Here is a 17,887-nt window from a genome sequence, read left to right on the forward strand (position 1 = left end):
CATTTGTGACAGATGCGTATGTTTTCTCGCCTTGTGCCGTCAGGATCGGCAAAATTAGAGATGGTGACCGATCTGTTTTACTCATCAGGACAAGACTTCATGTCACTCTTTCGTCAGCTTTTTCTTCCCCTGTTGCTGCTGTTTTCCGGCATCCCTGCTGCTGCTGTTCCCCAATTGGGAAAGGCACTGGCGGGCAACCAGACTGCTGATGAAGAGCTGGTGGTCGGGGTGCCCCGTGGTGGTTATCCTCCGTTCCTCTATGAACTGCCCAATCAGCGCTATGCCGGTCCGCTCAAGGAGCTGGCCTCGCGTATTGCGGCAGAAATGGGGGTCTCCCTGCGCTATGTCTCCTACAACTCCTATGTGGATGCCCGTGGTGCGCTGAACAGACGCCAAGTTGATGCCTTGATCGGGGTCGAGCTCGATGCGCTCGAGCTGGAGGGGATGAATCATATTGGCTATCTGGGCTCCTACGCCCGCGCCATCTTGATGCGCCATCCGGATCAACGTTTGACCCTGGAACAGGCGCGCAAGCTTCGCTGGGTCTGTATTCGCGGTTTTGGCAGTTGCAATGAGCTAGCGCGACTGGGGATGCCTCATGTGACCGAGCTGGAGAGCCGTGACGAGGCGACCTATATGGTCAAACTGGGGGCGGCCGATGCTTATCTGGCTCTGGGGCCGATCATTGCCATGGAGATGGAGCGGTTGCCTGAGTCGATGGGGATTGTGATCCCGGACTGGATCCCCGGTAGTGCATTGACCATTGCAACCAGTACCCATGACCCGGCGCTGACGGATCGCATCTGGCAGGCCTACCAGCGGATCCCGGTGGCTGATGCCCGGTTGCGGCTGAATCAGGAAGACAGCCGTTTCAAGGCGGGTTTGTTGCTGGAACCAGACGAGGTAGCCTGGTTAAAGAAGAAGAGCAAGGTGGTCAGGTTTGCCGTTGCGCCGTCGTTTGCCGGTATCAGCGAGATTGATGACGAAGGGGTGTTGCACGGCTATGCGGCAGATTTGATGAAGTTGTTGAGTCTGCGCTCGGGGATCCGCTTTGAACTTGAGCCGACCAGCACCTGGCAAGAGTCTCTGGCTCTGCTGAAACAGCACAAGGTGGATCTGATCCCCCTGATGACACCGCTCAGGGATCGCGAGGCATTTGCCTCCTTCAGCTCCTCCTACCTTAAATTCGACAGCTATGTGGTATCCCGGCGCGGCGCACGCCCGTTGAAGTCGCTGGCGGAGCTGAAAGGGCGCCTGATTGGTGGCGTGACCGGTTCTTATGAGGCTTCTCTTATCAGCGCCCATGGTGGCAACGTCATTGAAGTGGGCAAGGATACCGAGCTGCTTACCCTGCTTGATACGGGGAAAGCCGAGTATGTGCTGTTGACCATGACCAATCTGGGGCAGCAGGCCATGAAGGGCTTCAACGAAAAGTATCAGGTGGTGCTGAGCTCCCCCGAGTTTTCCGTGCCCATCAGCATGGCCGTTGATATCAGGCAGCCCGAGCTGCTGCGGATCATGGACAAGCTGTTGCTGACCATCACGGATGAGGAGTGGCAACTGCTGGAGCGGCGCTGGCTCAATGTTTCGGTAAATGTCGAATCCGATTACAGCCAGTTCTACAAGTGGCTGGCGCTGGGCGGAGTGGCCTTGTTGACCTGCGGTCTGCTGGTGATGTTCTGGGCCCGCAGCCTGCGTCGCCAGATTGCGCAGCGGAAAATCGCAGAGAGCAAACTCAACGAACAGTTGCTGTTTGTACAGACCCTGCTCAACTCATTGCCGACCATGGTGGCATTGCGCGACAGCGAGCAGCGTATAACCCTCTGCAACCGGGCTTATCGCGATGCCTTTCTCGTTGATGTCAATGGCGAGGCGCTTGACGACCTGCAAAGCATCCCCGAGCCCCTGCGTGCGAGCGTGCTGGAAGAGGAGCGCCGGATATGGCAAAGCGGCCAGGAGCTGGAGGGGGCCGGCAATAGCTTGCGTGCCGATGGCACCCCTTTTCATGTTATCTATGCCAAGCGCCCTTACCGGGACCCCGATGGCAACATGCGGGGTGTGCTGACAGTGCTGACCGATGTCAGCCGTATCAAGGAAGCCGAGGAGCGTGCTCGTCAGGCTGAAACTCGCCTGACCCAGATCACCGACAGCATGCCCGGCGTAGTCTACCAGTATCTGTGGCTGGGGCCGGGCAAGGGACGCTTTCTTTATGCCTCTCAGGGGGCCAACGAGATCCTGGGGGTATCTCATCAGGATTTATTTAACGCTGAATCGGGTGGTGAGGTATTTGGCTTTACCGAACAGGCCCTGCAGGAGTTTGTCAGCAAGGTGGCCAACCATGCCGAGACCCTGGCCCCCCTCGATCTGGAGGTCAAGGTGGAGCGCCCTGACGGGGATCGCTATCTGCAGGTACGCGGCAATTTTGTCCGTCAGGAGCAGCAGGCGCTGATACTCAACGGGGTGATTCAGGACATCACGGCCCTCAAGCAGCAGGAGCATGAGCTGCGCGAGGCACGTGCTTATGCCGAGCAGGCGATGCAGGCGCGCAGCCGCTTTCTGGCCACCATGAGCCACGAGTTACGCACCCCCATCTCCGGCATGCACGGCATGCTCGAGTTGTTGCAAATGAGCGAGCTCAACGACGATCAACGTTACATGGTGCGTAATGTTGTCACCTCGACCAACAACCTGCTCTATCTGGTCAACGACATACTCGATTTCTCCAAGATCGAGGCGGGTCAGTTGCAACTGCATTGTCAGGTCAGCCGGTTGCAGACGGTGATCTGCGATGCGATCCGTGGCCACGCTACCCTGGCCCATAGCAAGGGGCTCAACGTGACGCTGGAGTGGGGCCAGCATGTACCTGATTGGGCCGATATCGACGGGGTACGGGTCGGTCAGGTGATCTCCAATCTGCTCAACAATGCGGTAAAGTTCACCGAACAGGGGGAGGTCTCCATCCGGGTCAGCTACCTGCGCGATCAGCTTGCTATCAGTATCCGCGATACCGGTATCGGGATTGCCGAGGAGAAACAGGCATTGTTGTTCACTCCGTTTGAGCAGGTGGAGTCCGACATCAATCGCCGCTTTGGTGGTACCGGGCTGGGGCTGGCAATCTGTGATCAGCTGGTGCGCAAAATGGGGGGGGAACTCACCCTGACCAGCAAGGCGGGAGAGGGATCCCGTTTCCGCTTTACCGTGCCGCTGACCAACCCTCAATGGGATGCGCCCCCGCTGGCTGGCACCGAATGGTGGTTTTTCAGCGCCGATGCCAGCCTCGAGGCGGCCATGCGGCGGTTGGGCGCCAAGCTAAGGCATCTGGATGCCAGCCAGCTCAACCGCTCACTGGAAGGGTTGCTGCTGGCTGATCAGCTGTGGTTGGAGCAGGCCCTCGGCGGTGAGTGGCAGGGATGGTTGCAGCATGTCTCATTGAGAGGGATCATAGCCTCACCGAACGAGGCCCTTCGCGGCCGGATCGGCGGTCAGTTGTGGTGGCGATTGGGGCTCTCTCCTCTCTACCCGGACCTGCTGCTGGAGAGTTGTCTCGAACTGCTGCAGGAACGGGTCGCCCCGGTTTTGCCTGCGCTGGCCGACAAGCTGGGAGGACGGGTACTGGTGGCCGATGATCATCCGGTCAATCGTGCCCTGCTGGCACGACAACTGGCGATCCTCGGGATCGAAGCCCAAGTGGTAGAGGATGGCGAGAAGGCGTTGCGGGCCTGGCAGGGGCAGTCATTCTCCTTGTTACTGACCGATTGCCACATGCCGGTGATGGATGGCTATGCCCTGACCAAGGCGCTGCGGGCTGCGGGGGTGACGGCGCCCATTATCGGGGTAACAGCAGATACCTCGGAAGAGGCCCATGCTCGTATGGTGGAGGCGGGCATGAGCGATATGCTGTTCAAGCCCTACCCGCTGGATACCCTGCGCCAGCTGTTGGCACACTGGCTTGCCGAGTCGGTAACCGCGGGTAGTGCTGTGGGGGCGGCGATTGATGACGGACTGGCCGTTCAGGCAGAACGCTGGTTGACCCTGTTTGGCGATGAGCCGACGGCGCGGGTGATGGCGGCGGAATATCTCGACTCCAATCGTCAGGATGGAGCTCATATGAAGGCCGCTTTGGTTTGCCACGACTTCGGTGCATTGGTAGAGACTGCCCACCGGATCAAGGGCGCGGCCCGCATGGTCGGACTACAGGAGCTGGCCAGCCAGGCAGCCAGGCTGGAGTCGGCTGCCAGATTGAAACAGTTTGATGAACTGGAGGAGCTCACCGGCAAGGTGCAGCTATTGATGACGGCGATCGCCCACGACATTGGATTATGGCTCGATGAAAAAAGCACAACATGAGTTAGTCATTATGGTCGTGGAAGACCATGGATTTCAGCGCAAGGCGCTGCTGCACCAGGTCCGCAGCCTGGGATTCCAGAATCTGCTGGAGGCGGCCGATGGTGCCGAGGCGCTGGCACTGAGCCAGCAACACGCCGTTGATATCCTGTTTTGCGATCTGCGGATGCCGGGTATGGATGGCATGGCGCTGCTGCGCCGCCTGTCACTGGGCGGTTTTCGGGGAGGGATAATTCTCTCTAGTGCCCTTGAAGACGATGTGGTGGAAGCCGTGTTGCGAATGAGTGCTGCCTATGGCTTGCAGGTGCTCGGCCGCATAGAGAAACCATCTACCCAGCAGCAGCTCAAGCAACTGATCGATGCCTGGTCACCCCAGGAGGAGCCTGCCAGGGAGGAAGAGGGACACAGAATCGGGCTGGATGAGTTGCGTCGGGCGCTCGAGCAGGATCAACTGTTGCCCTGGTATCAGCCCAAGGTGAGCTTTGCCTCCGGCGAGTGGGTCGGAATGGAGGCGCTGGCCCGTTGGCAGCACCCGGAGTATGGCCTAATCTCCCCGGGGCGCTTTATTCCGCTGGCGGAGCACAACGGCCTGATCGATCAGTTGACTGAGGTGATCATCGGCAAATCTCTCAGTGATGGCCACTTGTGGGAAGAGACCGGGCTCTCACTGAATCTGTCGATGAACCTCTCCACCACCTCGCTGATCGAGGGCGATCTGTGCAACTCCCTAATCAATCAGTGTCAACGCTGGAGTATCAACCCCGAGCTTATCACCCTGGAGGTGACCGAGAGCGCCTTTGTGCAGGATCTGGGCAAGTCGCTGGAGGTGCTGACCCGGCTGCGGATGCACGGCTTTGGTCTCTCCATTGATGACTTCGGTACCGGCTACTCCTCCATGCAGCAATTGGCGCTTCTGCCCTTTACCGAATTGAAGCTGGACAGATCCTTTGTCGATCGCTGTTTTGAAGACCCCTCCCGTCTGGCAATTATCGAGTCCAGCATCGAGCTGGCACGGAAGTTGGGCCTCAAGTCGGTGGCTGAAGGGGTGGAGGATGAGCAGACCTGGCGGTTGCTGGCAACGCTGGGTTGCGATGTTTGCCAGGGGTTCTTCTCTGCCAGACCTATGCCACGCAGTGAGTTGCAAACATGGAATCGAACTTGGCAGGATAGATTGCCTACACTGATATCTATCTGATTCTGTTGGCTGGATCCTCCGTTTGAACAAGGATGTTCATGAAAATTTCAAACAAGTTGCTGCTCAGCTTCGGTTTTATCAACCTGCTGATCCTGCTCTCCTCCACGCTGGTCTATTACCGGCTGACCCAGATCAATCAGGCCCAACACACCCTGCTGGAGCAGGCGCTGCCCGCCCTGCAGCGGGATGAGGCGAGTCAGAAGGCGCTGGTTGCCACTGTTTCAGCCCTGCGTGGCTATCTTATCCTCGGCAAGGATCCGGTTCAGGCTTCTCGCCTCAAGCAGGAGTGGGACTCGGCCTGGCAGGCGATTGCCCATCAGACGTTCAGTCAGGCGCTCGCCAAGTCTCTCGAGACCTTCAAAAGCCATCAGGAGAAAGTGTGGACCATCGCCCAGAGTGAAGAGAATCTGCCCGCTCATACCCTGATGCTGCAGGAGGCGGGTCCGCTGGCGGAGGCGGCGCTCGATCAGCTGCAATCCTTTGCCAATGAAGAAGTTGGCACTCCGCAGGATCAACTCTCCGGCGATCGCCGCATGCTGCTCAAACAGGTGGGGGATGCCTACAACAGCCTCGCCAACTCTCTCTCAGCCCTGCGGGATTTTCTCATCTCAGGCGACCCCGAATACCGCAGCAAGTATCAGGATTACTACCAGTTTCATCAGCAGCGTGTGGCTGAGGTTAAACAGCAAGCCGCGCTCTTTACCGACACCCAGCAGAGCCTCTGGCAGCTGTTTGAAGAGATGGCTACCCCCTTCTCCGAGCTGGTGGGGCAGGTGATCGAGAAGCGCCAGGCGCCGGATTGGGATCAGGCAAACTACCTGATGGCCACCGACATCGAGCCGATGCAGTCCAGCCTCAGCGAGCAGCTGGTCCAGCAGGTGGGGAAAACCCGTGCCGAGGTGGATCAGATTTCGGCGCAGATGACCGGAGCCGGGAGGGCCATCAACCAGACTCTGCTGTTGGCTACCGGCAGCGCCATCGTGCTTGGCATGGTAGTCGCCTGGCTCTTTAGTCGTCGTCTGACCCGTGACATTGCCTGTCTGGTGACCCGGGCGGGGCAGGTTGCGGATGGCCGGCTGGCGGCCGAGCCCTTGCCAATCACAGGGCAGGATGAGTTGGGAGACTTGACCGGTTCCATCAACCGGATGTCTGCCCAGTTACATCATCTGGTCGGGGAGTTGCAGGGGGCTGTGGGGCAGGTCGAGGTGGCCTGTCTCGATGTGGGCAGCACTACCAGAGCCATAGTGGCGGATCTGACGGAACAGGATCAGCGGGTAGATGCGGTGGCTGCGGCTATCGATCAGATGTCGGTGAGTGCTCGTGATGTGGCTGGTAACATTGCCGGTGTGGCGGATGGTGCCCATCAGGTGCGGCAGCAGACCCGTCAGGGAGAGGCCGCGCTGGCACGAATGAGCGATACCATGCAGCAGATTGCCGCCATGATTGGACAGGCCAACGAGGCCATGGGGCTGCTGGAGCATCAGAGTGAACAGGTGGGGCAGATCACCGAGGTGATCGCCACTATAGCCGAGCAGACCAATCTGCTGGCACTCAATGCGGCGATAGAAGCGGCGCGGGCAGGCGAGCAGGGGCGAGGTTTTGCGGTGGTGGCCGATGAGGTTCGCCAGCTGGCGACCCGCACCCATCAATCCACCGCCGAGATCAGCCAGACTATTGCGGCCATCTCCCAGCAGACTCGCCAGACGGTGAGTACCGTCAGCAGCGGTACCCGGTTGGTAGAGCAAGGCCGGGATGCAGTCGGATTGGTGACCGATATCCTGAGTGCCATGAACCAGCTGGTGCAGTCGCTGTCGGGCCAGCTGGAGGCCATTTCGGTGGCAACCGAGCAGCAGTCGCGGGTGGCCGCCGAGGTATCCGGGACTGTCGATGACATTGCTGCGCTCAGTCGGCAATCTTGTCAGCGTAGTCAGCAGGGGGAGGAGATCGTAGCCAGACTGGCTGGTGATACCGGCAAGCTGAAGGCGGTCATCACCCGCTTTGATCTTGATACGTGAGATGGCGGGATCATCCCGCCATTGCGACTGTCATGCACCGATCCGTCTGGCCCGTGGGTTTAATCCAGACGTCTGAAGGTGTGGTTGTCGAAGCTGCTGGTGGTCTCCCGGTTGAGCAGGCTGACCAGCAAAATCGCCCGTTTCTCTCCATCCGGCTCCATATAGATGGCTTCGAAGCCGGCAAGCGGCCCCTCTTCAATCAGCACCTTGTCGCCCGAGCAGGGCAGGTTAGCGTAGCTGGCTCTCGCCTCATCGCTGTCATCGCGACTCATCAGCTGATAGACCAGCTTGCTGCTGATGGGGGTCCATTCGCTGCCAAAGTGGATGATCCGGCTGATGCCGCGGGTCGATTTCAGGGTGACTGGTGTCACCTCTTCCAAATCAACGAAGATAAACAGATAGTTGGGGAACATGGGTTCCCGTACCGGAACTCGCTTGCCCCGGCGCAGCTTCTCGATCTCCACCATGGGGTAATAGGATTCGATACCCTGGGCATCGAGGTGGGCGCGGGCGCGGGCCTCTTCTTTTGGCTTGCAGTAGGCCAGATACCATTTTTTCATGTTATGAGTATGTTCGTGTTGCCGTGCTCGCGGATATGATAGCGGCGCCAATAAAAAAGGCCACGCATTGCGTGGCCTTTTTTGCCGAGTGAGCAATTACCAACCTTTTACCAGGCCGCCTTTGAACAGCTCGAGACCTTTCTTGTAGACATCATCGGTCTGGAAAGCTTGTACGAACTGTTTGACCTTCTCGTCATTCTTGTTGTTGTCGCGGGCGACGATCAGGTTGACGTAGGGGGACTCTTTGTCCTCAACAAACAGGCCGTTCTCGGTCGGGGTCAGACCAATCTGACCGGCGAAGGTGTTGTTGATGATGGCCAAGTCTACGTCTTCCAGCGAGCGCGGCAGTTGGGCTGCTTCCAGCTCGACAATCTTGAAGTTGCGCGGGTTGCTGGCGATATCCAGTACGGTGGCTTCCAGACCGGCGCCATCCTTCAGGGTGATCAGACCCTGTTTGGCCAGCAGGATCAGCGAGCGACCCAGGTTGGTCGGATCGTTCGGTACCGCGATCTGGGCGCCATCTTGCAGCTCGCTCAGCGCCTTGATTTTCTTCGAGTAACCGGCAATCGGATAGACGAAGGTGTTGCCAACCGGCACCAGCTTGAAGCCGCGATCACGTACTTGCGCATCCAGATAGGGTTTGTGCTGGAAAGCGTTGACGTCGATGCTGCCATCGTTCAGCGCCACGTTCGGGGTGACGTAGTCGGAGAAGTTGACCACTTCGACTGTCAGACCGTATTTCTCTTTGGCTACCTTGGCAGCCACTTCAACCAGTTCGGTCTCCGGGCCGGCAATAGCGCCCACTTTCAGAACCTTGCTCTCTTCTTTTTGACCGCAACCGGCCAGAACCAGACCAGCCAGCAGCGCAGCCGCAACGGATTTGATGCCAAATTTCATAAAACCTCCTGTCAGAAATCGACGATTAACGATGATCACATTTGTTGACCAGGCGCTCACCCGCGCTCTGGATAAGTTGAACCAGTACTACCAGGATAACCACGGTCACCAGCATGACGGTCGGGTCAAAGCGCTGATAACCATAACGAATACCCACATCCCCCAGACCACCGCCACCGATGGCTCCGGCCATGGCCGAGTAGTTCACCAGAGTGACGAGGGTAATGATGACGCTGTTGAGGATGCCGGGCAGAGCCTCGGGCAGCAGCACCTTGGTGATTATTTGCAGCGGCTTGGCGCCCATCGCCTTGGCCGCTTCCAGCAGGCCGTCCGGCACTTCCATCAGGGCCCCTTCTACCAGACGGGCGATGAAAGGGATGCAGCCGACAGTCAGCGGCACGATGGCGGCGATGGTGCCGATACTGGTGCCGACAATCAGCCGGGTTAGCGGAATGATGGCGACCAGCAGGATGATAAAGGGCACCGAGCGACCCACGTTGACCACCATACCCAGAGTACGGTTGAGCAAGGGGTTGGCCAGGATCTGGCCCGCCTTGGTCACGTGCAGTGCCACGCCGAGCGGCAGACCCAGCAGGCAGCCGAACAGAGCGGAGGCAAACACCATGATCAGGGTGTCGCCCAGGGCCGTGATGAGCAGATTAATCATGGCTTCGGACATAACCCATTACCTCCAGCTGAATGTGGTTGTCGATAAGGAACTGCTGGGTCGCCTCGCATTGGGCTTCATCCCCGAACAGCTCGGCCAGCAGGAAACCGAATTTGACGCCACCGGCGTACTCGATGTCCGCGCTCAGAATGCTGATGTCGATATTGAAACGGCGACTTGCCTCGGAGATGAGCGGCGTATCGACCGTGCTGCCGGTAAAGCCAAGCTTCACCAGCGGGTAGCTGCCCGGCACCCGCTCGCTGCTCATCCGATCCTGATACTCCTGCGGTACCTCCAGATGGATGGTGGAGTGGATGAAGTCACGGGCCAGCTGGGTCTTGGCATTGCTGAAGAACCAAGCCACTTCGCCCTGTTCGATCAGGCGGCCGTCGCTGATGATGGCCACTTCGTCACAGATCCCCTTCACCACATCCATCTCGTGGGTGATGAGCAGGATGGTGAGCCCCAGCTTGACGTTGATCTCCTTGAGCAGGGTCAGGATCGAGCGGGTGGTCTGCGGGTCGAGGGCCGAGGTGGCCTCGTCGCAGAGCAGTACCTTGGGGGCGGGTGCCAGTGCGCGGGCAATGGCGACGCGCTGTTTCTGACCGCCGGAAAGCTCGGACGGATAGGCCTGGGCACGGGCTTCCAGCCCGACCAGTGCCAGCAGCTCGGCAACCCGTTGCTGGATCTTCTCTTTGCTCCAGCCTGCCAGCTCCAGCGGAAAGGCGATGTTGGCGGAGACGGTGCGGGAGGCAAGCAGGTTGAAGTGCTGGAAAATCATCCCGATCTGGCGGCGAGCCTGGGTCAGATCCCGTTCGCTCAGGGCGACCAGATCCTGGCCATCAACGATGACTTGACCCTCTGTCGGGCGCTCCAGCAGGTTGACACAACGAATGAGGGTACTCTTGCCGGCACCGGAGGCACCGATCACCCCGAAAATTTTGCCTTGGGGTACATGCAGACTCACATCACGCAGGGCGTGCACGGCGTCACTGCCAGTACCGTAGACTTTGTTGAGACCGATCAACTTAATCATGGATTCTTCCGTGCTAACAGCCTTAAAGCACAGGGCGCTACAGGCGGGGAAATTGGGCAGAGGTTCCACTGGGTTACTCTGTCATCATGGAGGATGATGCTAAGATGTCTGGATGGCCATGTCAACGCATGTTTTTACGTCTAGACGTCTAAAAAAGTGATAAGTATTTCTGTCAGGCGGATAACAATCAGGATGGTATTGTTGCTCTGCCAGATCCTGTTTCGTCCCTACGGGATATGACCGAATTAAAGATGGTTTATACCGGGTAAATGCTGGTTTTATTAGTGTGTCAGCCCGTTTCTGTTCACATCTGCTGTCGAGCTTAATGCTCCTCCATCGTTGCACAAATTGCTGCACAAATCGTTCCCTATTCGTGACAGGCTCACCTGGCGGCCACTTTGTCGGCGTCAACCTTGATGCAGCGCAAGGGGGCTCGGATAGGTATTGGGTCGGTGGCGCCGTTTTTTTATACTGATGTTGTCGACAAGCATGGAGGGCAGTGCGATGAGATTCCAACAGATCAAAGAGCTGCTGCACTATCTTGAGCAGGTTCACCACCAGCTCGGCCTTTGTTACCGGCGTTTGAGCAACCAGGTGGATAGCGAGCGCAGCCGGATGTTGCTGGTCTATCTGCAAGGGCGTGAGGATGCGGCCAGTGCCCATCTGCACGAATATGCCGCTCAGCTGGGAGAGGCGGTCAGGGAAACCTGGCTGGAGCAGGGTTTTAGCGAGGATATGCTGCCTGCCATTACCGGTTGCGAGCTGCCAGCCTCGGCTCAAACTGGGGAGATCCTTGCGCTGGTTTGTCGCTGGGAGGAGCAGCTGGTCGGTGAGTTGGGTCATCTGGCTCGGGAGTGTCCGACGCCTGCTATTGCAACCATGCTCGACAATCTGGCTGCGTTGGAACAGACGCGCCTGCACCGCTTGGTGCATGGGGTTCATCGGCTTGATGATATGTAGGAAACCGGAAGGATTGGTACGCAGATAAAAAGAAGGGCTCGGCAGTAATGCCGGGCCCTTCTTTTATAGGAGGGTTATAAGGGACTGTGTTGCTGGGCAATCAGCCCTGATGCCGTTCGGCTGCGTAGAGAGCGGCTCCGATAATCCCTGCCTGATTGAGGCTGGCCGCTGGAATCAGCGGTGCCCGGGTCTCGATGCGATCGACAAATTTATCCAGCTTGGCGGCGCTGCCGCCCCCCAGAATGAAGAGGTCGGGGGAGAAGAGAAACTCGAGGCGGGCCAGATACTTGTTGAAGCGCTTGCCCCAGCGGTTCCAGGAGAGATCTTCCCGTTTGCGCACCGCATCGGAGCAGTAGTGCTCGGCGACCATTCCTTCCAGCATCAGGTGACCCAGCTCGGTGTTGGGCAGCAGATGGCCGTTGACGAAGATGGCGGTGCCGATACCGGTGCCGACCGTGATGAGGATGATGACCCCCTTGCGATCTTTACCTGCGCCAAAGCGCATCTCGGCCAGACCCGCTGCATCGGCATCGTTCAGCACATAGCAGGGTTTGCCGGTGACATCGGCAAACAGATGTTCGGCATCGGTCTCAATCCAGCTCTTGTCGATGTTGGCGGCACTCTTGGCAACCCCGTTGTGGATGGTGGCTGGAAAACCGCAGCCCACCGGCCCTTTCCAGTCGAAGTGTTCGACCAGTGCCTTGAGGGTATGGGCGATGGCGGCCGGGGTGGCCGGTTGCGGTGTGGCAATGCGATGACGCTCGCCGATCAGTTCGCCTGTTTCGGTGTCGACCAGGCAACCCTTGATCCCCGAGCCTCCAATATCCACTCCCAACATTTGCATCTGTAATGTCCTTTTAGTGTGCCGACCATGTTGTCTTGATCGCAGTGTTGATCACGACGGGTCGGCAGAGCATGAAAAAAGTGCTGCAATCCGGCAAGGGGCAGATCACTTATGCGTGATCCGGCAAACCTTTTTCGATGCAGCGGATCAGCAAACGGGTTTTCTTGTTCTCCTCATCCTGACGCAGTGCCAGAGTGGCCAGCGCCCATTCGATATGTTCGGCCACCATAGGCTCGGCGGTGGTCAGTCCCAGTTGCAGGGCGGCGATTACCTCGGGGGTCGCCGGGCCGTTGCCAAGGGCTACCGCCAGATTGCGGCGCCAGCGTTGATAGCCGATGCGGCGGATCGGGCTCCCCTCGGTCTGTTTGAGGAACTCGGCTTCGCTCCAGCACCACAGGTCCAGCAGGGGCGGGCGATGCAGGCTGGGGCGGGGGCTGAAATCGGGTTCCGGGCTGGCATCGGCATAGCGATTCCAGGGGCAGATAAGCTGGCAGTCGTCACAGCCATAGATGCGGTTGCCCATCAAGGGCCTGAACTCTTCCGGAATAGGGCCATCGTTCTCGATGGTGAGATAGGAGATGCAGCGGCGGCCATCTACCACATAGGGGGCGACAATGGCGCCGGTCGGGCAGATGTTGATGCAGGCGACGCACTTGCCACACAGCTCCTTCTCCACTGGCTGGTCGAGCGGCAGCGGCAGGTTGATCAACAGCTCACCGAGAAAGAAGAAGGAGCCAGCCGATTCGTTGAGCAGCAGTGAGTGTTTGCCAACCCAGCCGAGGCCCGCCTTGGCCGCCAGTGGCCGCTCGAGGATGGGGGCGGAGTCGACGAAGGGGCGCCACTCACCCAAGGTCTCTTCAGTGCCTTGAAACAGCTCGGCGCAGCGCGCTTCGATGCGATCACCCAGCTGTTTGAGCCGGTTGCGCAGCACCTTGTGGTAGTCGCGACCGAGAGCATAGCGGCTGATATAGCCGAGGGCCGGATCGCGCAGGGTAGCGGCGAAGCCCGCCTCGAACGGTAGGTAGTTCATCCGCACCGACAACACCCGCATCGTGCCCGGCAACAGCTCGTGGGGGCGCGCGCGCATCATGCCGTGGCGCGCCATGTAATCCATGCTGCCGTGATAGCCCGCATCCAGCCAGGCCTGCAATCTCGGCTCTTCGATACGCAGATCGGTGTCGGTGATGCCCGCCTGGTCAAAACCTAGCTCCCGTGCCCAGAGCTTGATATCGTGGGCCAGCTGGTGGAAGTCAGGTGCGCTCATGCGGCTTGGCCTGGCCGGTGTTTGCTGGCGTGGGTCGATTGATAAGAGGCGGGAGCCGTCATGGTAGAGATCATCAGGGGCGCGTTGGGCACAAAAGAGGGGAGCAGTTTACCACAGGGGTTGTGGCAGACTGAACAGATCCGCGCACTGGAGCGCAACTGGGCCGCGCGTGAGGGGCAACCTCTCTATGCCCTGATGGAGCGAGCCGGTGCCGCGCTGCGCACCTATGCCACCCTGCATTGGCCCGACAGTCGCTGCTGGTGGATTTTCGTCGGCCCCGGTAATAACGGCGGTGATGGCTATGTGCTGGCCCGCCTTGCCCGCCAGATTGGCATCGAGGTGGTGGTGATTGCCGCCAGAGCACCCGACCAGCTGAAGGGGGATGCCAGACGGGCCGCCGATGAGTGGCTGGCGGCCGGTGGCCGGGTCTGGCTGGCCGAGCAGTTTGATAAGGACCAGCACACCACCCCGGATCTGGTGGTCGACGCCCTGCTTGGCACCGGCGTCAACACGTCCCTCTCGCCACTACTGACAAAGATCGTCGCAACAATCAATGGCTTGGCTGTGCCCGTGCTGGCGGTGGATCTCCCCTCCGGCCTCAACGGCGATACCGGCCGTGCCATGGGGGCCGTGGTGCAGGCCACTCGCACCCTCACCTTTATCGGTATCAAGCAGGGAATGCTCACCGGCGACGGGGTGGATTGTGTCGGCCAGCTCGACTGTGATCCCCTAGGCGTGACGCCTGATGAAGCTATGCTGCCCGCCGCCTGGCGTATCGATTATCCACTGCTCAGCGCGCAGCTGACCCCGCGCCCGCGCGCTTCCCACAAGGGTTCTTATGGCAAGGTACTGCTGGTGGGGGGCAATCGCGGCATGCAGGGGGCCATCGTGTTGGCGGCCCGCGCCTGCCTGCGGGCGGGGGCTGGGCTGGTGCGGGTGTGTCAGCATCCGGAGCATCCGCCGGTCAGTCTTTATCAACCCGAACTAATGAGTCTTATCACCGCTGATGACGAGGGATGGGCGTCGGTGCGGGTCATTGGCCCCGGGCTCGGTCAGGATGATTGGGGAAGGGGGCAAATTGCCCGTTATCTCACCGATCGGTTGCCATTGGTTTTGGACGCCGATGGATTGAATTGGCTGGCGCAATCTCCCCGCCATCAGGATAATTGGGTGCTCACGCCCCATCCCGGCGAAGCAGCGCGCCTGCTGGGATGCTCCATTGCCGAGATTGAAACCGACCGGTTTGCCGCCGTGCAGGCACTGCAGCGGCGTTATGGCGGTGTGGTTTTGTTAAAAGGGGCGGGAACACTTATTTATGACGGCGAGCGGGTCGCTCTCTGTTGTGAAGGCAATCCCGGCATGGCAAGTGGCGGCATGGGCGATCTGTTATCTGGTATAATCGCCGCCCTTTTGGCCCAGGGCTGGTCTGCCACCATGGCAAGCTGGCTGGGCGCCGTGATCCACGGCGAGGCTGCAGATCAGGCCGCCGCTGACGGCGAGCGGGGCATGCTGGCGTCAGACTTGCTGCCGCTGATCCGCAAACTGGTTAATCCCGACACCATTACAAGTTAAAAAGAAGAACATGGCAAAACAGTTGATGATGACACTGCCGGACGAGGCAGCAACCGTGGCACTTGGTGGCCGTCTGGCACAGGCCTGCCAGCAGGCGACTACAGTGTTTTTGCATGGCACGCTTGGCGCCGGTAAAACCACCCTTACCCGCGGCTGGGTGCAGGGCCTTGGCCATCAGGGCAAGGTAAAAAGCCCGACTTACACCCTGGTCGAGCCCTACGAACTCGATGGCTGGCAGGTCTACCATTTCGATCTCTATCGCCTGGCTGATCCGGAAGAGCTGGAATTCATGGGCATTCGGGACTATTTTGCCGCCAATACTCTCTGTCTGGTGGAGTGGTCCGAGAAGGGCGAGGGCTGGTTACCGGCCCCAGACCTGGAAATTACCCTCACCTATGTAGGCGAGCAGCGCGAGGTTCTGATAGAGGCTCGCACTGCTATTGGCGAAGCCATTCTGGAACGGTTGTCATCTACGTGCGCTTGATCCTTGTTATTGCTCTCTCCTTGATGGCGCTCCCCTCCTGGGCAAATCAGCTCAAGAGTGTGCGAATCTGGCCATCACCGGATAATACCCGGGTGGTGCTCGATATGAGCAGTGCCCCCAACTACAACTACTTCACCCTGGCTGGCCCCGATAGATTGGTGATCGATCTGAAAGGGGCGAGCAACGCTGCCAATCTGGCCCGGGTCGAGAACAACAGCGAGCTGGTGCGCAAGATACGTGAGAGCACTCCGCTGGAGAAGGGTGGCCTGCGGCTGGTACTGGATCTCAGCTCCGCCATCACGCCGGTGGTCTTTCCGCTGGCACCAGCCGGGCCTTATGGTCACCGTCTGGTGATCGATCTACCTTATGAAGAGAAGCGGTCGGCTGCTGCGGTACAAGCCACACCAGTGGGTGGCAAGGGCAAGGGGGTGGTGATTGCCATCGACCCAGGCCACGGTGGGGAAGACCCGGGCTCCATCGGTCCACGTCGTACCTATGAGAAGCGAGTGACGCTGGCGGTCTCCCAGAAGCTGGCCGCGCTGATCGACCGCGAGCCGGGGATGCGCGCCGTGCTGACCCGTCGTGGCGACTATTTCGTCGACCTCAACAAGCGTTCCGAGATTGCCCGCAAGGCCAAGGCGGATCTGCTGGTGTCGGTCCATGCGGACAGCTTCCATAACTCCACTCCGCGTGGCGCCTCTGTCTGGGTCCTCTCGACCAACCGTGCCAACCGCGAGATGGGAAGCTGGCTGGAGAAGCAGGAGAAGCAGGGTGAGCTGCTGGGCGGGGTTGGCAAGGTATTGGCGGAATCCGATCCCAACCCCTATCTGGCGCAGACCTTCCTCGACCTCTCAATGGACAAGTCCCGTGCCGAAGGCTACGACGTCAGCCGTCAGATCCTGCGCTCGTTGGGCAAGGTTGCCCGACTGCACAAGAAGGCGCCGGAGCATGCCAGTCTGGCTGTGCTGAAGGCGCCGGATATTCCCTCGGTGCTGGTCGAAACCGGCTTTATCTCCAACCATGCGGAAGAGAAGCTGCTGGCCACCTCAAGCTATCAGGATCAGCTGGCCCGCGCCATTTTCGAGGGGATCCGCAACTATTACCGCGCCCACCCGACCAAGGGGGCCATGCTGACCGGCAAGGGACAGGCGAGCAGGCCTGCTGCGACCACTCGCTCTGCACCGGTAGCTTCGCAGCCGGTGAGCCAGCCCAAGCCGGTGCAGTCGCAGCCGGTGGTGACCAACAAGATGCCGGCTACAGTGCGTGACGGCGCTACTGCGACCGGTTCAGGTGCCGGTGTGATCAAGCCCTATTCTGAGGCTGCGCAAGATTCTGGTGCGCCGGTTAGCAATGTGGGCGACTATGACAAATCTCGGATGCTCCGCCATGTGGTCAAACGTGGCGAGAGTCTCTCTCGCCTTGCCGAGAAGCATGGAGTGAGTCAATCCACTTTGATAGAGATCAACCAGCTGCGCAGCCGGGATATTCAGATTGGTCAGACCATCTATATTCCCCAGCAGGGGCAGAGCCGCGCTGCCGCCCCCGTTCGCAGTGATGACAAGTCGCAGATGATCCGCCATGTGGTCAAGCGGGGGGAGAGTCTCTCCCGCCTTGCCGAGAAGCATGGGGTGAGTCAGGCGCGACTGGTAGAGATCAACAAGCTCAAATCGCGGAATATTCAGGTAGGGCAGGTACTCTACATTCCGCAAAACTGACGCGCGGGAGCGGGTGATACCGCTCTCGCTGTTAGCCAATACCATCAGCAAGATTGAAATTCAGGAGCAAGTGATGCCGATCCGTATATTACCCCCTATCCTGGCCAACCAGATTCCGGTTGGTGGAGAGGTGGTGGAACGGCTCTCTATCCGCAAGATTGAAATTCAGGAGTAAGTGATGCCGATCCGTATATTGCCCCCTATCTTGGCCAACCAGATTCCGGTTGGTGGAGAGGTGGTGGAACGGCTCCCTATCCGCAAGATTGAAATTCAGGAGCAAGTGATGCCGATCCGTATATTACCCCCTATCCTGGCCAACCAGATTCCGGTTGGT

14 protein-coding genes are annotated in these 17,887 nt (G+C 59.3%); 8 read left to right on the forward strand and 6 right to left on the reverse strand.

Going from position 1 to position 17,887, the window contains the following annotated elements; translation table 11 throughout:
• Nucleotides 1-99: 99 nt before the first annotated feature.
• Genes G5154_RS17920 through G5154_RS17930 form a run of 3 tightly spaced genes read left to right on the forward strand, consistent with a single transcriptional unit; the run spans nucleotide 100 to nucleotide 7,554 of the window.
• A complete protein-coding gene (locus G5154_RS17920) occupies nucleotides 100-4,347 on the forward strand; it encodes an ATP-binding protein (RefSeq protein WP_421251367.1) in 4,248 nt (1,415 codons plus the stop codon).
• The gene (locus G5154_RS17925; protein WP_337073354.1) at nucleotides 4,328-5,539 is read left to right on the forward strand and encodes an EAL domain-containing response regulator; all 1,212 of its coding nucleotides are present in this window, start codon (nucleotides 4,328-4,330) and stop codon (nucleotides 5,537-5,539) included. The genes G5154_RS17920 and G5154_RS17925 overlap by 20 nt, the downstream gene beginning before the upstream one ends.
• Before the next feature lie 38 nt (nucleotides 5,540-5,577).
• A complete protein-coding gene (locus tag G5154_RS17930; RefSeq protein ID WP_421251366.1) occupies nucleotides 5,578-7,554 on the forward strand; it encodes a HAMP domain-containing methyl-accepting chemotaxis protein in 1,977 nt (658 codons plus the stop codon).
• A gap of 59 nt (nucleotides 7,555-7,613) precedes the next feature.
• Here the strand turns inward: G5154_RS17930 and rfaH are convergent, their stop codons facing one another.
• From rfaH to metN, 4 genes are all read right to left on the reverse strand, one after another.
• Nucleotides 7,614-8,114, reverse strand: coding sequence for a transcription/translation regulatory transformer protein RfaH (rfaH, locus tag G5154_RS17935; RefSeq protein WP_058057235.1), 501 nt, complete (start codon nucleotides 8,112-8,114; stop codon nucleotides 7,614-7,616).
• A gap of 96 nt (nucleotides 8,115-8,210) precedes the next feature.
• Nucleotides 8,211-9,011: a methionine ABC transporter substrate-binding lipoprotein MetQ gene (gene metQ, locus G5154_RS17940; RefSeq protein ID WP_421251365.1), complete on the reverse strand. Its 801-nt coding sequence runs from the start codon at nucleotides 9,009-9,011 to the stop codon at nucleotides 8,211-8,213.
• 25 nt (nucleotides 9,012-9,036) lie between these two features.
• The gene (locus G5154_RS17945) at nucleotides 9,037-9,690 is read right to left on the reverse strand and encodes a methionine ABC transporter permease (protein ID WP_164537646.1); all 654 of its coding nucleotides are present in this window, start codon (nucleotides 9,688-9,690) and stop codon (nucleotides 9,037-9,039) included.
• Entirely contained in the window at nucleotides 9,671-10,714 is a 1,044-nt protein-coding gene (gene metN / locus G5154_RS17950) for a methionine ABC transporter ATP-binding protein MetN (RefSeq protein WP_204419570.1), read from the reverse strand. The genes G5154_RS17945 and metN overlap by 20 nt, the downstream gene beginning before the upstream one ends.
• Before the next feature lie 504 nt (nucleotides 10,715-11,218).
• On the opposite strand from metN, the gene G5154_RS17955 reads away from it, so the two are divergent.
• On the forward strand, nucleotides 11,219-11,674 hold the full coding sequence (locus tag G5154_RS17955) for a hypothetical protein (protein ID WP_421251364.1): 456 nt from the start codon (nucleotides 11,219-11,221) through the stop codon (nucleotides 11,672-11,674).
• A gap of 100 nt (nucleotides 11,675-11,774) precedes the next feature.
• Here the strand turns inward: G5154_RS17955 and ppgK are convergent, their stop codons facing one another.
• Nucleotides 11,775-12,518, reverse strand: coding sequence for a polyphosphate--glucose phosphotransferase (gene ppgK / locus G5154_RS17960; RefSeq protein ID WP_421251363.1), 744 nt, complete (start codon nucleotides 12,516-12,518; stop codon nucleotides 11,775-11,777).
• Between the two features lie 109 nt (nucleotides 12,519-12,627).
• Nucleotides 12,628-13,782, reverse strand: a complete 1,155-nt coding sequence (queG, locus tag G5154_RS17965; protein ID WP_421251362.1) for a tRNA epoxyqueuosine(34) reductase QueG — start codon at nucleotides 13,780-13,782, stop codon at nucleotides 12,628-12,630.
• Nucleotides 13,783-13,842: 60 nt separating this feature from the next.
• Between queG and G5154_RS17970 the strand changes: the two genes are divergently transcribed.
• The 4 genes from G5154_RS17970 to G5154_RS17985 are packed head-to-tail and all read left to right on the forward strand — an operon-like array spanning nucleotide 13,843 to nucleotide 17,728.
• The gene (locus G5154_RS17970; RefSeq protein WP_421251361.1) at nucleotides 13,843-15,354 is read left to right on the forward strand and encodes an NAD(P)H-hydrate dehydratase; all 1,512 of its coding nucleotides are present in this window, start codon (nucleotides 13,843-13,845) and stop codon (nucleotides 15,352-15,354) included.
• A 10-nt stretch (nucleotides 15,355-15,364) separates the two neighbouring features.
• Nucleotides 15,365-15,838: a tRNA (adenosine(37)-N6)-threonylcarbamoyltransferase complex ATPase subunit type 1 TsaE gene (tsaE, locus tag G5154_RS17975; RefSeq protein ID WP_005339056.1), complete on the forward strand. Its 474-nt coding sequence runs from the start codon at nucleotides 15,365-15,367 to the stop codon at nucleotides 15,836-15,838.
• Nucleotides 15,829-17,553, forward strand: coding sequence for an N-acetylmuramoyl-L-alanine amidase (locus tag G5154_RS17980; RefSeq protein ID WP_421251360.1), 1,725 nt, complete (start codon nucleotides 15,829-15,831; stop codon nucleotides 17,551-17,553). The genes tsaE and G5154_RS17980 overlap by 10 nt, the downstream gene beginning before the upstream one ends.
• Before the next feature lie 13 nt (nucleotides 17,554-17,566).
• Nucleotides 17,567-17,728 carry a hypothetical protein gene (locus G5154_RS17985; RefSeq protein ID WP_323913175.1) on the forward strand — a complete coding sequence of 54 codons (162 nt, stop codon included), beginning with the start codon at nucleotides 17,567-17,569 and terminating at the stop codon, nucleotides 17,726-17,728.
• The last annotated feature ends 159 nt before the right edge of the window (nucleotides 17,729-17,887 follow it).

The sequence above is a fragment of the Aeromonas sp. 600527 genome (assembly GCF_049175415.1).
Lineage (GTDB): Bacteria > Pseudomonadota > Gammaproteobacteria > Enterobacterales > Aeromonadaceae > Aeromonas > Aeromonas veronii_A.